This is a genomic window from Nonomuraea diastatica, assembly GCF_004349015.1.
Lineage (GTDB): Bacteria > Actinomycetota > Actinomycetes > Streptosporangiales > Streptosporangiaceae > Nonomuraea > Nonomuraea diastatica.
Genome location: NZ_SMKP01000061.1, coordinates 1 through 16861, shown reverse-complemented (window position 1 = coordinate 16861; position 16861 = coordinate 1). Strand labels below are relative to the sequence as shown.

Sequence of the window (16861 nt, the reverse complement as noted above, 5' to 3'; positions counted from 1 at the left end):
TTTCATCCCTTCTCCGCTCCGGCGGTGAGCCCGGAGATCAACAACCGCTGCGCCAGGAAGAACCCCGCGACCACCGGGATGGTGACCGCGATGGACCCGGCCATCAGCACGGTGGCCGGCACCGAGAACTCGGTGAGCTGCGAGATGCCCAGCGCCACCGTCCAGCGCGGCCGGTCGTGCACGAGGAATAGCAGCGCGAACAGGTACTCGTTCCAGGCGATCATGAAGACGTAGAGGGACGTGGCGGCGATGCCCGGCAACGCCATCGGCAGCACGACCCTGCGGATGAGAGCCAGCCGCCCGCAACCGTCGATCATCGCCGCCTCCTCCACGCTCGCGGGCACGGCGACGAAGTAGTTGCGGAGCATGTAGAGCGCGACCGGCACGGTCTGGGCGATGTAGACCAGCACCAGCCCGATCAGGGTGCCGGTCAGCCCCACGCGGCTGAGCAGCACGAACAACGGAACGGCCAGGACGATGCCGGGGAGCATGTAGACACCCAGGAAGAGGACGTTGACGGAGCGGCGCCCGAAGAAGTCCAGCCGGACGGCCGCGTACCCGCCGAGCACGCTGAACAGGACGGCCAGCACCACGGTCGCCAGAGCGACCTGCAGCGAGTTGAGCATGAAGCCGCCCAGTCCGTACTCGCCCATCGCCCTGGGGTAGGCCTCCAGCGTCACCTCCTCGGCCGAGGGGATCAGCGACAGCGGCGTCGCGGCGACCGACGCGAACGGCCGCAGCGACAGCAGGAAGCCGTAGACCAGCGGGCCCGCGCACACGATGACCGTCAAGGTGATGACCAGCCATTTGAGCACCCCGAGGATGCGGTCTCCGCCGTTCATGCCGCCTCCTTCGTCGGCGGCATGAACGGCAGCCGGCTGTGTTTGCCCGGTCGCTCGCTGCGCTCGCTCATGTCCGCTCCCTCCTGATCATCCAGGCGTACAAGACCAGCAGCACCAGGAGCATGGCGGTCATCAGGAGCCCGGTGGCCGAGGCCGTGCCGATGTTGGCCCGGGTGACCAGCTCCTCGTACACCCGTACGGCCAGCACTTCGGTGCCGCCCGCTCCTCCGGTGAGCAGGTAGATGTCGTTGAAGTTCTGGAAGGACCAGATGAACCGCAGTACGATCAGCAGGGCGATCACGCCGCGCAGTTGCGGCAGGACGATGTGGAAGAACACCCTGACCTTGCCCGCTCCGTCGATCGCCGCGGCCTCCTCCAGCTCCATCGGCGTGACCTGCAGTCGCGCGGTGATGAAGAGGAAGGCCAGCGGGAACGTCTTCCACACCTCGAAGGCGATCACGGTCACCAGCGCGACCGGGATCGGGATCCCGCCGAGCTCCTGACTGCGCGTGGTGAGGAAGGCGATCGGGTCCTGCCAGCCGATCAGCTGCCTGCCGACGGCGTTGACCAGGCCGTACTCGGTGTTGAGCAGAGTCTTCCAGATGGTGGTGGCCGCCACCACCGGCAGCACGTACGGGATCAGCACCAGGGCCCGGACCAGCCCACGACCACGGAACGGCCGGCGCAGCGCCAACGCCACCACCAGACCGGCCGTGATCGCCCCCGCGGTGGTGCAGGCCGCGTACGCGAGCGTGGTGCCCAGCGCGGACCAGAACCTGTCGCTCCCCCAGGCCGACCGGAAGTTGGCCAGGGTCAGCGTGAGCCGGTCGAGCGACAGCCGGGGGATGTCGACGAGCCGGACATCGGCGAACGAGAGCACGAGGACGGCCAGGAAGGGCAGCACGACGAAGGCCAGCACGACGAGCATGGTCGGGCTGACCAGCAACCTGCCGTGCAGGTCATCCCGCTGGGACCGGTTGAGCGGGCGGCCCCACCGGGTGAACACCAGCCGTTTCGAGGTCATTCACCCAGGTCCTGCTTGACGGAGTCGACCTCTGCCGCCATCTTCTTCGCGACGTCGGCCGGCGACGTCCCGCTGAACAGGGGCCCGAGCTCCTTCGACAGGGTGCCCTGGGAGAACACCACGCCGGCCAGGGTGGCATCGTCGGTGCCCCATCCCCAGCGGCCGAACGACGCGGCGCCCTTCGCGAGCTGGTCCACGACGTCCTCGCCGTAGACCGCCTTGATCGATTTCTTCGTGGCCGGGTCGTTGCCGACCGGGAGATCGGCCCACGCGTCTAGGTACTCGGTGGACCCCTTCGCCGGTCCCGGCCGCATCGGGATCCGGCCCTCGGCGGCCGTCGACAACATCTCCACGTATCCCTCGGACATGGCGAAGGAGACGAACTTCTTGGCGTTCTCCACCGACGCGCCTCGGGGGATGGCGTAGTTGGACGTCTGGCCGTACTGCGGAGCCGTGCCGAGAGCCGTCACGAAACCGGTGTTCTCCGCCAGGTACGTCGCGTCCTTCTTGCATTCCTGGCACGTGACCGGGTTGTCCTTGTCCAGGCCGGCGACCTCGTCCACGATGTGCGAGGAGAACAGGAGCATCGCCGCGTCTCCGGCGAGGTAGGCGGCTCGTGCGGCGCCGACGTCGAGCTCCCCGGTGCCCGCTGCGGCTCCGAGCTTCTGGACGGCGTCCAGGCCGGTGACGCATTCCGGCGAGTCGATGGCGACGGTGCCGTTCGTGACGAGCTGGCAGCCGGCGGCCTGCAGCAGCGACTCCAGGCCCTCGCCGGTGTAGCCGTCGCCTGGCTGGGTGCCCATCGCGATGCCCCGCACACCGTCCTTCGCCAGCTTCTGCGCCGCGGTGACGATGTCCTCGACCGACTCGGGGGCCTCCAGGCCCGCGCTCTTGAACAAGTCCTTGCGGTAGGAGATCACATGCCCCCAGCCGTCGCTGGGCACAGCGCCGAGCTTTCCGCCGACCGTGGCCATCCGGATGGCGCTCTCGGTGAAGGTGTCGGCTCCCAGCTCATCGACGATCTGCCGCGGCGCCTCGGTGTCCATGAGGCCCTGGGCGTTCCAGGCCGCGATCAGGTTGGGGCTGTAAAGGATCACGTCGGGCAATGTGCCGGAGGCGGCGCCGGTCACCAGGCTCTGGCTGGCCTGTTTGGACTCGAGCGGCACGACCTCGACTTTGATGCCGGTCTTGCTGGTGAACTTCGCCGCGACGGACTGCTGGACGGCCAGCCGGTCCGGTGTGGTGTGCGGCGTCCAGAAGGTGAGGGTCGCCGCGGCGGACGACTCCTGAGGTTCCGCGCCGCCACAGGCTCCCGTTAGCAGCAGAGCCGTCGTCGCCACGCTTAAGGTGACTTTCCTCATGGGTTCGTCTCCCGCAGATAGGTCACGCTGGAAAACTCGTACCGGTCACCGCGGTACAGCGCGTGCACCTGCTCGACCCGGCGACCGGTCTGGTCGTAGCCGATGTGGGGTACGCAGAGGGCCGCGGTGCCCTCCTCGACGCCGAGGAGCTCGGCCTGTTCCGCGTCCACGTTGATAGCGGTGATCGTGCGCTCGTGCCGGGTTATCCGGATGTCGTAGCGATCGGCGAGCAGTTGGTGGAGCGAGCCGGTGAGGTCCTCGTCGATCAGTCCGGGAACGAAGGCGGCGGGCAGGCAAACCCGCTCGTAGCTGAGCGGGGTGTCGTCAGCGGTCCGCACCCTGCCGATCTGGTAAACGGCGTCGCCGGGCTTGATTCCGAGGGTGGCGGCGAGCCGCGCGTCGGCGTCGAAGGCGGTCCGCTCGATCACCCGGGATCCCGGCCGCCATCCGCGCTTCTGCGCGTCCTGGGTGAACGACGACAGGGTCGGGCCCTTGGACACCTGCGGAGGAACCACCATGTAGCTGGCCCCGGGCGCCGAGCGGATCAGCCCGTCGGCCTCCAGCAGCTTCAACGCGGCGCGAACAGTCATGCGGGCGACGCCGAACTCTTCGGCGAGGCGGCGCTCCGAGGGAAGCACGGTGGCGGGCCCGGGAACGGTGATGAACCTTGCCTCGATCAGGGTCCTGACCATCTGAGCCTTGTTCGCCGTACGCGCCACAGAAACCCTTTCCTCGGCTTAAGTAGACCATTGGTATACCAATGGCCGTGGCCGAGTCAATGGGCCAGCACCTCGCGTACCTCGAAGTCGTCGGTCATGACCACGAACTCCGCCGCGCGGCCCGCTTCGATGCGCCCGCAGTCCAGGCCGAGCAGCCGGGCGGGCACGGCTGAGGCCGCGGCCGAGGCGACGGTCACCGGCAGCCCGACCTCGCGTACGGCCCGCCGTACCGCCTGCGCCATGGTGAGCGTGCTGCCGGCCAGCGATCCGCTGCCGACCAGCTCCGCGCGCCCCGCGCTCACCTGCACCTGCCGGGCGCCGCGCGCGTACCGGCCGTCGCCCATGCCGGCCCCGGCCGACGCGTCGGTGATGAGGGCGACGCGATCGGGCGCCTGGCGCACGATGAGCCTGACGATGGGATCGGCCAGATGGATGCCGTCGTTGATGACCTCGAGGACGACATCCGGCGACTCGCAGGCCGCGAGGAACGGCCCGGGCTCGCGGTGATGAAGCCCCCGCATGCCGTTGAAGGTGTGGGTGAGCACCCGCGCGCCGGCCTCGAAGGCCGCGCGGCACGTGGCGTAGTCGCCGTCGGTGTGGCCCACGGCGGCGATGACGTCGCACGCCACCAGCTCCCTGACCAGATCCAGGCCACCGGGAAGCTCGGGGGCGACCGTGACCATGCGGATGCCGCCTTGTCCGGCCTCCAGGAGCTTGCGCAGCTCCGCCGTCGCCGGCGCGCGCAGATGATCAGGATCATGGGCCCCGCAACGCAGGTGGGACAGGAACGGCCCTTCGAGATGGGCTCCGGCCACACCGGGCTCACTCGCCATCAAGTCGGCCACCCAACCGGCGGCCCGGGCCATCTGCTCCACGGGAGAGGACACCAGGCTGATCAGGGTCCGGGTGGTTCCGTGTAAGCGGTGGAAGGCCACGGTGGCCGCCAGGTCGGCCGGTGAGTCGATCGCCGACACACCGCCTCCGCCGTGCGCGTGGATGTCCACGAACCCGGGCAGGAGCCAGCCACCGCCGAGATCACGGATCGGGGTGCCATCACGCGGTGGCGCTCCGGCCCCGACGCCGGCGATGCGCCCGCCCCTGATCTGGACCCAGCCTGGTTCGAGTACGTCCGAGGGGGTCACCACGCGGGCGCCGGCAAGAATCTGATCGGTCATTCCACCACACTCCAGGCGAGGATTCCGGCACCGAGCATAGACGCGCGGATTCCCAGCGCCCCCCGCGAGATGGGCGGCGGCTCCCGGAGCGACAGCCGGGCCGCCAGCTCCTTCGCCAGCGGATCCAGGAGCCGTTCCCCCGCGCCGGCCAGGCCGCCGCCGATCACGATGAGCTCGGGGTCGAGCAGGAGCGTGCACGTGGCCAGACCTGTCGCCAGCGCCTCGATCGCCTCGTTCACCACCCGCTTCGCATGGTCGTCGCCCTGATTGGCGCGGGCGAGGACGTCTTCCGTCCGCAGGCGGCCCTTTCCGTAGCGTCGGACGATCGAGGCGGCCGAGGCGTAGGTCTCCAGGCATCCGCGTCGCCCGCACACGCAGGGCTCCCCATCTGGACGGACCGGGATGTGGCCCGCCTCTCCCGCATGGCCGCAGGCGCCGCCGTACGGCCGGCCCTCCAGGATCATCGCGCCCGCGATGCCCGTGCCGATCGCCAGGAACAGGAAGTTCCGCGCGTGCGCCCCGGCGCCGTAGACGTTCTCGGCGAGGCCGCCCGCCCGCACGTCGTGCCCGAGGGCCACCGGAATGCCCAGCCTCTCGCCGAGCATCGCGGAGATGGGCGCGTCCCGCCAGCCGAGGTTCGCCGCTCGGGAGGCGACGCCTGCCTTCTCGTCCACCAGGCCGGGAACGGCCACACCGGTCGCCAGCGGCGGCACTGGCGCCTGCGCCGCCAGGTCTGCCGCGAAGTCCCCGAGCCTGTTCAGCACGTGCTCCGGCCCTCGCTCGCGTCTGGTCGGGCGTTTCTCGAAGGCCTCCACATCGCCGTCGCGGGTGACGAGTGCCCCCTTCATCGCCGTCCCGCCCACGTCCACAGCGATCACATGGCTTGTCATGCGCCGATCGTAGGTCCTGCCGATGATCTCGCCCGGCGGGGTCATGACCTTGCGGGGCTATGCGGCTATCCCATCGAACCTCCAGATCCGGCCTGAACCGGATTCCTCCCTTGACGGGCCGGACATGCCAGCTCACCGACCGGCGTCCGCCACGTCGCACTCCACCGGCGTGGCCACTGCGGGCTCAGCAGCAGCGAATCCAGCGACCGGTCACTGATCAGGTGAGCAGAGAACAGCTCTTCTAGCCGCATGACTCCGACCACTGTCTGGACGCAGTGAAGATGACAGTGGGGTCTCGTTCTCGGCCGCGTACCCCTCGGCGATCATGTCATAGGCGTTGAGTGGGGAGGGGTCTGCGGGCTTGACGTGATCTTCAGCATGGTCGGACACGCGGGGCCAACTATCGCCCCCAACGTCACCCCGATGGCCTACTGCCAAGTCCGCTGACATCTCCTGCGCCGTACTGACATCTGCAAGCGCGTCAGACAAGACAGATGTAGTGCCAGGTGCCCTTGACGAATCAAATGAACGACTTTTTAATTCGTTCATGGGGCGCATAGCCGGTGTCACCGCCGCGGAAACGCGGGAGCGACTGCTGCGGGCGGCCGCCGACGTCTTCGCCGAGCGCGGATACGACGGCACCCGTGTCGCCGACATCGCGGCCACCGCCGGGGTGAGCAACGGCGCGCTCTACGCGCACTTCGGTTCGAAGGCGGACCTGCTCGTGGCGGCCCTGCGCGCGCACGGCCGCAGCATGCTCGCCGACCTGCTCGCCGCCGACCCCACCCGGCCGGTCACGGAGCTGCTCCTCGTCATCGGCCGCCGGCTCCCCCGCAGGCCCGACATCCGTGGCCGTCTCATCGTCGAGGCGCTCGTCGCGGCCCGCCGTGACCAGGACGTCGCCCTGCCCATGCGCGACTACATCGGCGAACGCGCCGGCCAGATCTCCGGGCTCGTACGCGGCGCGCAGGACGACGGCGAGCTCGATCCGGCGCTGTCGCCCGACGCGTTGGCGCACTTCTGCCTCCTGCTGGCTATGGGCAGCGTGCTGGTCACGCCGGACCTGCACGCGGTCGCCGACGAGGAGTGGGCCGAGCTGCTCGCCCGCGTCGTGACGGTCCTCGGCCCCGCCGGCATCACAGAAAAGAGGGAGTCGACTTCGTGAAAGTACAGATCAATCCCGAACGGTGCCAGGGGCACGGGCGCTGCTACGACCTCGCTCCGGGCCTGTTCGGCGAGGACGACGAGGGTTACGGGCAGGTTCTCGGCCACGGCGTCGTTCCGCCGGGCGAGGAGGAGGCGGCGCGCCTGGCGGTGGCCAACTGTCCCGAACGGGCGATCGACGCGCACGAGGAGACCTGACATGGCCGTTGACGAGCGCTTCACACAGGACTACCGGGACGGGCAGGACGACGAGTTCGTCGGCACCCGGAGCGAGATCGTCACCGGTCCCGTCTCCGACTGGACGACCGACTTCTCCCACCTTGAGCCCGAGTGGGCCGCCGACCCGTACCCCATCCAGGACGAGCTGCGGCAGGGCTGCCCCATCGCGCACACCGAGCGGTTCGGCGGCGGCTGGCTGCCGACGCGATATGAGGACGTCGCCGCGATCGCCTACGACACCGAGCACTTCTCCTCCCGCGCGATCGTCATGAGCAACTACCGGCCGCCGCTCGACCTGGCTCCGGTCGGCGGCGTGCCCCCGATCTCCTCCGACCCGCCGTTCCACCGCGACGCGCGCAGGCTGCTGTTGCCGGCTTTCACCAAGAGCACCGTCGCCAAGCGGGAGGCGGCCACGCGGGCGTACTGCCATGCGCTCGTCGACGCCTTAGAGGGCCGGCGGGACGTCGACGCGGCCCGCGAGTACGCGCAGCACATCCCGGTACGGGTCATCGCCGACATGCTGGGCTTCCCCCCGGAGGACGGGCCCCGCTTCCGCGCGTTCATCGAGCACTCGCTCGAAGGCGTCAACCTGCCGCCCGAAGAGCGCATGGCGCACATGTCGGAACTGTTCGACTACCTGCTGGAGCAGATCCGGGACCACCTCGACAACCCGCGCGACGACCTGACCACCTACCTCATCGATGCGGAGCTCTACGGCCAAAAGCTCCAGCCGGCACACGTGTCCGGCACGATGGCCCTGCTGCTCATCGCCGGCATCGACACCACGTGGAGCGCGATCGGCGCCTCCCTGTGGCACCTGGCGAAGACGCCGGCCGACCGGGAGCGCCTGGTGGCCGAGCCGGAGCTGCTGCCCACCGCGATGGAGGAGTTCCTGCGGGCGTACGCGCCGGTCACGATGGCGCGGCTGGTCAAACAGGACATGCACTGGCGCGGCGTCGACATGAAGGCCGACGACTGGGTGCTGCTGTCGTTCCCCGCGGCCAACCGTGACCCGGCGCACGTCGAGCGGGCGGACGAGGTCGTCATCGACCGCGAGGTCAACCGGCATGTCGCGTTCGGCCTGGGCATCCACCGCTGCGTGGGCTCCCACCTGGCGCGCATGGAGCTGCGGGTCGCCCTGGAGGTCTGGCTGGAGCGGATCCCGGAGTTCACCCTGGCCGACCCGGCGGCGGTGACCTGGGCGACGGGGCAGGTCCGCGGACCGCGGACGCTGCCCCTGCGGGTCGGCCGGACGTGACGCCGGCTATCCGGCCGGCCCCAGCACGATGGGCAACGACCGTACGTCGCTGCCGATGAAGGACGGTGCCGGCGGGAGCGTGCTCAGGTCGGCGGCCGGCCGCATGTACGGGAACCGCTGGAAGAGGGCGGGTAAGGCGACGCCGGCCTCGAGCCTGGCCAGCGGGGCGCCGAGGCAGAAGTGGATGCCGTGCCCGAACGCGAGGTGCTGGCGGTCGCGCCGGTCGATGTCGAACCTGCCGGGGTCGGGATTGACGTCCGGGTCGCGGCCGTGCGCGCCGAACGCGATGAGGATGAGGCCGCCCTTGCCGATGATGACGCCGTCGCCGAGGTCGATGTCGGCGGTGGCGTAGCGGAGCGGCAGATGCATGATCGGCGCGTGCCGGCGCAGGCTCTCCTCGACGACGTCGCTCCAGCGGTCCGGCGTGGCCATGACGGTGGCGAGCTGACCGGGATGGGTCAGCATGGCGATGATCGCGCGGTCGATCAGCGACACCGTCGTCTCGCTGCCCGCCCCGATCATCAGGATCAGGGTGCTGACCATCTCGTCCATGCTGAGCCGGTCACCGTCGGCCTCCTGGGCGACCAGCAGCAGGCTCGTCATGTCGTCGCCGGGTTCGGCCCGTTTGGTGGCGATGAGCCGGTGCATCGCGGCGTACATGTCCCGCTGGACGATGGTGGCCTGCTCGGCGGTGAGGCTGGTGTCGAGTACGGAGTCGATGACGCCCAGCATGGTGGGCCGCTGTTCGGCGGGCACGCCGAACAGGTTGCAGATGACCTGGGTGGGGACCCGGTAGGCGAACCGTTCGCGCAGGTCGACCGGCTGCTCGGGAGGTGCGGAGGCGAGGTCGTCGAGCAGGGCGGCGACGATGTCCTCGATCGCGGGCCGCATCGCTTCGATGCGGCGGGCGGTGAAGGCCCGGCCGACCAGATCCTTCAGCCGCTTGTGGTCGGCGTCGTCAGCGGTGAACATGCTGACGACGTCGACCCAGGCGGTCAGCCAGGCGATGGCGAAGGGGCGGTAGTCGGGCCAGGATCTGCGGGCGTCCTTGGAGACGTCGGGGTGAGTCAGGAGGTGCTTGACCACGTCGCCCCGACTGACGGACCAGGCGACGAGGTCGCCGGGGAGCCGGACCTGGACGGCGGGGCCTGCGGCGCGCAGTTCGTCGACCTGGTCATAAAGGTGGATGCCGGTGGTGTCGAGGATCGGCGGTGTGCAGGTCACGGGGACCTCCGGTGGCAGGGGGGTCGACCGGCTGAGGACGGAAGCGGATGCCCAGCGCAGCGGGGCACGTGTGGAAGGGCCCCGGCCGGTTGGGAACCTCGGCGTCGGTGAGGTCGAGGTTCCACAGCTGGTCCAGGAGCGTCTCGATCCCGGTCTGCGCTATTACGGCGGCCTGGCTGTCGGCCGGGCAGCGGTGCGGCCCGGCCGACCAGGCCAGGTGGGAGCGGTGGTCGTAGCCGAGGCTGGGCAGCGCCGGATCGGTGCCGGTCGCGGCGTGGCTGATGAGGATCGGCACGCCGGCGGGAACGGGGACGCCGTGCAGGGTGGTGGCGTGGCGCGCGTAGCGCGCGGAGAAGTTCGCCATGGGCGAGCGGGTCCACAACACCCTGTCCATGGCACGGCGTACGGTGACGGCTCCGCCGATCAGGTCGCCGGCGTAATCGTCGTCGGTCAGCAGCAGGCGCAGGCCCGAGGCGATCCAGGCCGCGGTGGGGATGGTCCCGGCGCCGACCAGCACGACGAGTTGGATGCCCGGCCACGATCCGGCCAGCAGGCGCAGGCGCTGCACGCTGTGCAGGGCCTGCGTGGCCAGGTGGTCGATGTCGACCAGGCTCTGGTGGTAGACGCTGGCCTGGGGGAACTCGCGGAGCTCCTCGTCGATCTTCAGCTGGAGCCGGGTTGAGGAACATCTGCGCCCCGTCGGTGACGCCGCGCACGCCCGCCCTGGCCGCGCTGCCCACGCCGGTGCGGGTGATCTCGACCGCCTCGCGCAGCAGGTCTTCAGCGGCTGGGTGCTGCTTGTCGAGCGGGCTGCCGGCGAAATAGGGGTGTAAGAGGCCGGGGATGTCGACGCCGGTGTAGCCCCTGGCCTCGATGTCGGACACGGCCTGCAGCCGTTCGACGAGCCGGGCGCCCTCGGTCTGGGCGGCTTCGTACCACTGCCAGTTGGCGTGCGCCTGGGAGCGGGCCGCCTGGGCCTGCTCGACAGCGGTGGCCTTGTCCTGGACGGCGTCACGGGCGGCTTTTTCCGCGATTTCCTTGGCCTGCATTGCGGTGCGCCTGGCGCGGGCCTGCACCGTCAGCGCGACGACGACGCCTCCGACCACGACGACGGCGCAGCAGCCCAGCAGCGCCCCAAGCAGGAGATCCGATGTGATCATGGCATTCCTTGTCCGGGTGCGTTTTCCCGCGTGTTGTGACCGGGTGAGAACGTTCGGTCAACAGAATGCCAAACCCCCTTCTCTTTTTCGCAGCACTCCTGGGATCCGGTGCCCCATTCAAGGCATCTACATAACATCCAAAATGGAGATATAACCGGAAATCACACACAATTGCGCGCGCAAGGCAATGAAAAGTGAATTTATCTCAGAAATCGCTCAGCCGGAGAAGAGCTGGGTGAGCTTGAGGAACAGTTCGTAGACGCCGTACGCGAACGGCACCCCCACCCACGCCCATGCCAGCACCATCAGCCCCGTCCGCCGGTTCGCCGTGCCCGCCCTGCCCGCAGTGTCCGCGGCGCCCGCTCGGTCCGTGGTGCCCGTCATACCGCCTGCCCCTTTCCCGTCACCTGTTCCTGCCGTGGCCGCTCGTGGTACCTCTCGTGCACCGGCCGGATCAGCTCGTTGGCGACGAAGCCGACCACGAGCAGACCGATCATGATGTAGAGGGACGTGGTGTAGAGAGCGGGTCCCGAGCGCCCCGCGGCCTCCTGCCCGTCGGCGATCGCGTTGATGATCAGCGGGCCGAGCACGCCCGCGGTGGACCAGGCGGTGAGCAGCCTGCCGTGGATCGCCCCGACCTGGTACGTGCCGAACAGGTCCTTCAGGTACGCAGGGACCGTCGCGAAGCCGCCGCCGTAGAAGGACAGGATGCCCAGCGCGCAGATGATGAACAGCGGCTTGGAGGTGTCGCCCGCCAGCGCGATCGCGAGATAGAGCAGCGCGCCCACGCCCAGGTATACGCGGTACATGTTCTTGCGCCCGATCAAGTCGGAGGTGGACGACCAGCCGAAGCGCCCCGCCATGTTCGCCAGCGACAGCAGCGCGACGAAGCCCGCCGCCGCTCCCGCCGCGACGGGCGTGGAGGTGCCGGAGAAGAAGTCGACGATCATCGGCGCGGCCTTCTCCAGGATGCCGATCCCGGCGGTGACGTTCAGGCACAACACCAGCCACAGCAGGTAGAACTGCGGGGTGCGGACGGCGTTGCGCGCCGAGACGTCGGCGGTGGTGACCAGCCGGCGTGTGGCCGCCTCGCGCGGCCGCCACCCCTTCGGCGCCCACCCGTCGGCGGGGACGCGCACCAGTAGCACGCCCATGGACATGAAGGCGGCGTAGACGACGCCGTGCACGACGAACGTCGTGGCGATCCCGCCCGTGCCGGTGCCGAAGGAATCGAGCATCTGCGCCGACCACGGCGAGGCGATGAGCGCTCCCCCGCCGAACCCCATGATCGCGATGCCGGTGGCCATGCCCGGCCGGTCCGGGAACCACTTGATCAGCGTGGAGACCGGCGAGATGTAGCCGATCCCCAGCCCGATCCCGCCCACGAAACCGTAGCCGAGGACCACCAGCCAGTACTGCCCCGTGGCCACGCCCAGCGCGGACAGCAGGAACCCGGAGGAGAAGCAGGCCATCGAGACGAACATCGCCCAGCGCGGCCCGTTGCGCTCGACCAGCGTGCCGCCGAAGGCCGCCGACAGGCCGAGCATGACGATGCCCAGCTGGAACGGCAGGGCACTCTGGGTGCCCGACAGGCCGAGAGAGGATTCGAGTGGCGGTTTGAACACGCTCCACGCGTACGCCTGCCCGATCGCCAGATGCACGGAGAGGGCGGCGGGCGGCACCAGCCACCGGCTCCACGTGGGCGCCGCCACGGTACGGGAACGGCTCAGGAAACCTGTGGGACTCGCGAACCTCGTACTGTTTGCCACGAAGATACGGGTAACACATACGGTATGCCGTATTTCGGATCCAGGCACAGGTTTACGGTGAGCGGTCAAGTCTGGTCGGCGAACGGCGTACGAAGCCCGGCGCGGCCAGCCGGACATGTCGCCAACGGGGCTGTGATCAGCACGGTGAGGAAATTGAGCGGCATGTCGTGATCTAGCCGGGTAAGGTGCCGGACAGGCGGCTCCTGGGCGTGCTTCCTTCTCCAGTCCCGCCAGCGCCCGGTACAGGTCGGCAGACATCAGAGGTGGCCGAGCTGACGCGGGTGGGGCGGCGGTTGCTGCACTGCCTGCGCGAGGACGTCGGGGCGAACGCCACCCATGTGCCGTTGTTCCGGAAATTTCCGGACAGCGTGCCGGCCGACACCGCGGACTTCTACGTGCGCCGGGTGTTCAGCCTGCTGCTGCAGGACCCGGCCCGTCCCTGCGTGCTGTGCGGGGAGACCGGGACCGTGCGCCCCGTGTCGCCCTGCGCCCACCTGGTGTGCCGTACGTGCTGGGACGGCGCCGACTTCAGCGCCTGCCCGCTCTGCCACCGGCGCATCGCCAGCGCGGCCGTCACCTGGACGACCCCTTCCTGCGCCCGTCGGAGAGAAGCGTCTCCGTGCACCGAGACGCCGTGACCACCACCGTGCTGCTGGGCTCGTGCGCCGACCCCGGCGCCGCCTGCCGCGAGCTGGCCACGGCCATGCTGGCGCGGCGCACCCCCATGCCGGCGCACGAGCGGGCCGATCTGGAGACCCTGCTGGACGCCTGCCGGCCCGCGGCGCTCTCCTGGTTGCCGGAGACGATCCCGGTCAAGGAGACCAGAGCGGTGGTGCTGGCGCACGCGCTGCGCAAGGAAGCCGGTGAGCTGCTGCCGCGCCACGCCGGCACCGCCACCGACGTGCTGCGGGTGTTGCACACGCTGATGGGGGGCGACCCAGGGCTGCGGATCCGGCCCGAGCGCCGTACGTCGCTGCCCCGCGCGGTACGGCGGGCCGTGCTGGCGTGCCTGGACGGGATGCCGTACCTGCTGGAGGACCTGCTGCGCCACCGCGAGCGGTGGAAGCACATGGCCGAGGTGCTGCACCCGCACGAGCAGCACGCCCGCTTCCCCGGCGCGGCGCTGGCGTTCGCGGCGCTGCGCGGCACCAGGCTCGACCCCGGCACGGCGTTCGGGCGCGCCCTGCTGGAGCGGGCGGCCGGCCATCCCGAGCTGGAGGTGCGCGACGGGCGCGTGCGCGCGAAGACGTTCGCGTCCCGCGTGGAGACGGCACTGGCGGACGGCCGCCACGCCGACGCCGTCACGCTGCTCGCGCACCGTCCGGGCGAGCTCCTCCGCCGCCTGTCCCGCCTGCTGCGCGTGACGTACGCCGACGGCGGCGGCGCCGCCGCGGACGGAGCGCGCGCCGCCGAGACGCCGCTGAAGACGCTGGAAGGCGCCGTGCGCCGGGTCACGCCCGGGGTGCTGTCGCCGCGCTCGGCCAGATCAGGACCCCGTGGCTGGCCGACCTGGTCGCGCCCACATCCGAGCGTACGGCGGGCGCAGCGCTCGTCCGCCTGGCCCGTGGCAGCACCCAGCCCATCCCCCGCGCCGAGCGGATCCGGTTCTTCCTGCACTGGGCGGAGCCGCCGGGCACCCGGGTGGACCTGGACCTGTCGGTGGCGGTGTTCGTCGAGGACTGGCGCTTCGCGGGCCTGTGCGACTACACGCGCCTGCGCCTCGGCAAGGGCCTGGTGCACTCGGGCGACCTGACCTCCGCGCCCGAGCCGCTCGGGGCGTCGGAGTTCATCGACGTGGACGTGCGCGCCCTGCCCGCCCGCTACCTCGTCCCGGTGGTGTTCAGCTACAACGACGTGCCGTTCGAGGAGCTGCCGCGGGGCTTCGCCGGGTTCATGGAGCAGCCGGAAGGGCTGTTCGACCCGCTGGCGGTGCGGCAGAAGTTCGACCTGGCGGGGCCGGCGAAGATCCTCGTACCGCTGGTGGCCGACCTGTGGACGCGCACGATGCGCTGGACCGACCTCAACCTGTCCGCCGCCGGCTACGACCACAACGTGGCGGGCAGCGCCGGCGAGGTGGCCGCGCTGGGCGCCGCGATGGAGAGCGCGTTCACCGGCCGGGTGACGTTGTGGGAGGTGGCCTGCTGGCACGCCGCCGCCCGCGCCGCCGACGTCGTGGTGCGCGGCCGCGACGGCTCACTCCGCCGGTACGAGCGCCGCCTCGGTGAGGACGTCGAGGGGTTCGCCGCGCGGCTCGCCGCGCGGGCCCCCGCCCTGCCGTTCGAGGGGCCGTTCGAGGGGCCGTTCGAGGGGCCGTTCGAGGACCATCTGGACGGCACTGACCTGGCGGTCCTGGTCTCCGGTGACCTCGGGCTGCCGGGCGCGCAGGTGTACGCGCTGCACGCGGACGGGCTCGGCGCGGCCCGCCTGCTGGACGCCGCCGACCTGCTGAGCAGCCTGGCTCCGGCGCCGGCGGCCGTCACGACCCGTCACTGATCTTCCGGCGGTCCCTGATCGGGACGTTCCAGGCCTTCGAAGAGCAGCAGGAACAGGCGGTCGCCGCGGACACCTGCGCCCGGCATCTGCTCGCGCGCCCATGAGGCGCCCGCGACCAGAGCCAGGAACTCGAGCGGCGCGACGTCGGCGCGTACCTCACCCGCTTCCTGCGCGCGGGTCAGCAGCGCCGTCGCCGCGCCGCGCATCGCCTCGCAGGAGGCGTGCAGGGCCGAGGCCGGGTCGTGCAGCGTCGCCGTCACCGCCGCGGTCAGCCCTCGGTAGACGGTGGTGGTCCGCACGAAGTCGAGTGTCCAGATGATCAGCGCCTCGCGGGGCGACGGGTGACCGGCGAGCTGCCGCGCGCCCGCGGCGAGGGCGTCGAATCGTTCGCGCAGCAGCTCTGCCAGCAGCGCCTCCCGTGTGGGGAAGTGCCGGTAGAGGGTGCCGACGCCGACCCCGGCGCGCGCGGCGACGTCCTCCAGCGAGGCGTCGGTGCCGTGGTCCAGGAAGGCGGTGCGCGCCTCGGCCAGCAGCCGGTCACGGTTGCGCCGCGCGTCGGCCCGCATGGCGCGCCGGGTGGTGGTGTCGCTCACATCCGCCTCCTGAAGTTCACAATCCGGAGCCTGCTTCCGTATCGTATGCTCCAGATAAGCGGAGGCTAGCTCCGCTAAAGTCCCCCGGCAGGAGTGACGATGAACCCGACGCAGGACCGCCTCGGCCGTTTCGGCGTGTGGATCGCGCCGATGACGCTGCTGCACACGCCGATGGCCAGGCAACGCGAGCAGTTCGCGCGGATCGAGCGGCTCGGGTACGGCTCGGTGTGGACGGGCGAACCCCCCGCGACCGCCCCCATCGCCGGGCGTGACATCCTCACCCAGCTGGCCGTGGTGCTCGCCGCCACCGAACGACTGGTCGCGGGCGCCGGCGTCGCCAACATCAAAATGCGCCACCCGCGGGCGACGCACAGCGGTGCGGCCACGCTCGCCGAGACGTACCCGGACCGCGTGATCCTCGGACTCGGCGGCCACGGCGGCGAGCGTCCGCTGGCCGAACTGCGCTCCTACTTGGACGCCATGGACGCCGCCGCCGCGCGCATCCTGCCGGAAGCGCGCTACCCGCGCGTCCTGGCGGCTCTCGGCCCCAAAACGCACCGGCTGGCCGCCGAACGAGCCGGCGGCGTGCACCCCTTCCTGCAACCCGTCGAGCACACCCGGACCGCGCGCGACGCTCTCGGCCCCGGGCCGCTGCTGATCCCGCATCTGGCCCTCATCCTCGACACCGACGAGGTCCGCGCCAGGGGACGGATCCGCGCCCTCTTCGGCGCCGGCGGCAGCGAGAACGCCTACACCGCCAACTACCGCAGGCTCGGGTACGGCGACGCCGATCTCGACGGCGGATACAGCGACCGCCTCGTCGACGCCATCGTGGCCTGGGGGGACGACGACGCCGTCGCCGCCCGGGCGGAGCGGCACCTGGCCGCCGGCGCCGACCACGTCCTGCTCCACCCGCTGGCGGACGACCTGACAACCGCAGTCGACCAGCTGGCGCGGCTCGCCCCCCGCC

Annotated in this window: 19 protein-coding genes; 8 read left to right on the top strand and 11 right to left on the bottom strand. The window is 70.6% G+C overall.

The features are described from left to right. Positions 1–2: 2 nt before the first annotated feature. The 6 genes from E1294_RS21825 to E1294_RS21800 form a co-directional block, all read right to left on the bottom strand. Positions 3–842 (bottom strand): carbohydrate ABC transporter permease, encoded by an 840-nt coding sequence (locus tag E1294_RS21825; protein WP_132510921.1) that lies wholly within the window; start codon positions 840–842, stop codon positions 3–5. Between the two features lie 67 nt (positions 843–909). Then, positions 910–1866, bottom strand: coding sequence for a carbohydrate ABC transporter permease (locus E1294_RS21820; RefSeq protein WP_132510919.1), 957 nt, complete (start codon positions 1864–1866; stop codon positions 910–912). Continuing rightward, on the bottom strand, positions 1863–3227 hold the full coding sequence (locus tag E1294_RS21815; protein ID WP_132510917.1) for an ABC transporter substrate-binding protein: 1365 nt from the start codon (positions 3225–3227) through the stop codon (positions 1863–1865). Before E1294_RS21815 ends, E1294_RS21820 begins: the two co-directional genes overlap by 4 nt. Next, positions 3224–3919 carry a GntR family transcriptional regulator gene (locus E1294_RS21810; protein ID WP_132510915.1) on the bottom strand — a complete coding sequence of 232 codons (696 nt, stop codon included), beginning with the start codon at positions 3917–3919 and terminating at the stop codon, positions 3224–3226. The genes E1294_RS21815 and E1294_RS21810 overlap by 4 nt, the downstream gene beginning before the upstream one ends. Before the next feature lie 83 nt (positions 3920–4002). After that, positions 4003–5121 (bottom strand): N-acetylglucosamine-6-phosphate deacetylase, encoded by a 1119-nt coding sequence (gene nagA / locus E1294_RS21805; RefSeq protein ID WP_132510913.1) that lies wholly within the window; start codon positions 5119–5121, stop codon positions 4003–4005. After that, positions 5118–6011 (bottom strand): ROK family protein, encoded by an 894-nt coding sequence (locus E1294_RS21800; RefSeq protein ID WP_132510911.1) that lies wholly within the window; start codon positions 6009–6011, stop codon positions 5118–5120. The genes nagA and E1294_RS21800 overlap by 4 nt, the downstream gene beginning before the upstream one ends. Before the next feature lie 547 nt (positions 6012–6558). On the opposite strand from E1294_RS21800, the gene E1294_RS21795 reads away from it, so the two are divergent. The 3 genes from E1294_RS21795 to E1294_RS21785 are packed head-to-tail and all read left to right on the top strand — an operon-like array spanning position 6559 to position 8652. Beyond that, a complete protein-coding gene (locus tag E1294_RS21795) occupies positions 6559–7176 on the top strand; it encodes a TetR/AcrR family transcriptional regulator (protein WP_132510909.1) in 618 nt (205 codons plus the stop codon). Then, positions 7173–7373: a ferredoxin gene (locus tag E1294_RS21790; protein WP_132510907.1), complete on the top strand. Its 201-nt coding sequence runs from the start codon at positions 7173–7175 to the stop codon at positions 7371–7373. The genes E1294_RS21795 and E1294_RS21790 overlap by 4 nt, the downstream gene beginning before the upstream one ends. Position 7374: 1 nt before the next feature. Next, complete coding sequence (locus tag E1294_RS21785; RefSeq protein ID WP_132510905.1) at positions 7375–8652, top strand: cytochrome P450; 1278 nt, start codon at positions 7375–7377, stop codon at positions 8650–8652. 6 nt (positions 8653–8658) lie between these two features. Here E1294_RS21785 and E1294_RS21780 read toward each other — a convergent pair whose 3' ends face one another. Continuing rightward, positions 8659–9876 (bottom strand): cytochrome P450 family protein, encoded by a 1218-nt coding sequence (locus tag E1294_RS21780; protein WP_132510903.1) that lies wholly within the window; start codon positions 9874–9876, stop codon positions 8659–8661. Beyond that, positions 9827–10444, bottom strand: a complete 618-nt coding sequence (locus tag E1294_RS21775; protein WP_181958536.1) for a cytochrome P450 family protein — start codon at positions 10442–10444, stop codon at positions 9827–9829. Before E1294_RS21775 ends, E1294_RS21780 begins: the two co-directional genes overlap by 50 nt. A gap of 382 nt (positions 10445–10826) precedes the next feature. On the opposite strand from E1294_RS21775, the gene E1294_RS21770 reads away from it, so the two are divergent. Beyond that, a complete protein-coding gene (locus E1294_RS21770) occupies positions 10827–11075 on the top strand; it encodes a hypothetical protein (protein ID WP_132510901.1) in 249 nt (82 codons plus the stop codon). 177 nt (positions 11076–11252) lie between these two features. On the opposite strand, the gene E1294_RS52850 is transcribed toward E1294_RS21770, so the two are convergent. Then, positions 11253–11420 (bottom strand): MFS transporter small subunit, encoded by a 168-nt coding sequence (locus E1294_RS52850; protein WP_165977412.1) that lies wholly within the window; start codon positions 11418–11420, stop codon positions 11253–11255. Next, positions 11417–12805 carry an OFA family MFS transporter gene (locus E1294_RS21765; protein ID WP_246083178.1) on the bottom strand — a complete coding sequence of 463 codons (1389 nt, stop codon included), beginning with the start codon at positions 12803–12805 and terminating at the stop codon, positions 11417–11419. Before E1294_RS21765 ends, E1294_RS52850 begins: the two co-directional genes overlap by 4 nt. A gap of 263 nt (positions 12806–13068) precedes the next feature. Here E1294_RS21765 and E1294_RS21760 point away from each other — a divergent pair, with 263 nt between their 5' ends. From E1294_RS21760 to E1294_RS21750, 3 genes are read left to right on the top strand one after another with little or no spacing between them, the layout of a single operon-like run. Beyond that, a complete protein-coding gene (locus E1294_RS21760) occupies positions 13069–13443 on the top strand; it encodes an RING finger family 4 domain-containing protein (protein WP_165977414.1) in 375 nt (124 codons plus the stop codon). Continuing rightward, entirely contained in the window at positions 13425–14558 is a 1134-nt protein-coding gene (locus E1294_RS21755) for a hypothetical protein (RefSeq protein WP_132510895.1), read from the top strand. Before E1294_RS21760 ends, E1294_RS21755 begins: the two co-directional genes overlap by 19 nt. Continuing rightward, positions 14465–15298, top strand: coding sequence for a hypothetical protein (locus E1294_RS21750; RefSeq protein WP_165977413.1), 834 nt, complete (start codon positions 14465–14467; stop codon positions 15296–15298). Before E1294_RS21755 ends, E1294_RS21750 begins: the two co-directional genes overlap by 94 nt. Here E1294_RS21750 and E1294_RS21745 read toward each other — a convergent pair. Then, positions 15292–15891: a TetR/AcrR family transcriptional regulator gene (locus E1294_RS21745; protein WP_246083177.1), complete on the bottom strand. Its 600-nt coding sequence runs from the start codon at positions 15889–15891 to the stop codon at positions 15292–15294. The genes E1294_RS21750 and E1294_RS21745 overlap by 7 nt on opposite strands. A gap of 99 nt (positions 15892–15990) precedes the next feature. Here E1294_RS21745 and E1294_RS21740 point away from each other — a divergent pair. Then, on the top strand, positions 15991–16861 hold an 871-nt coding region (locus tag E1294_RS21740; RefSeq protein WP_132510891.1), incomplete at its 3' end, for a TIGR03620 family F420-dependent LLM class oxidoreductase.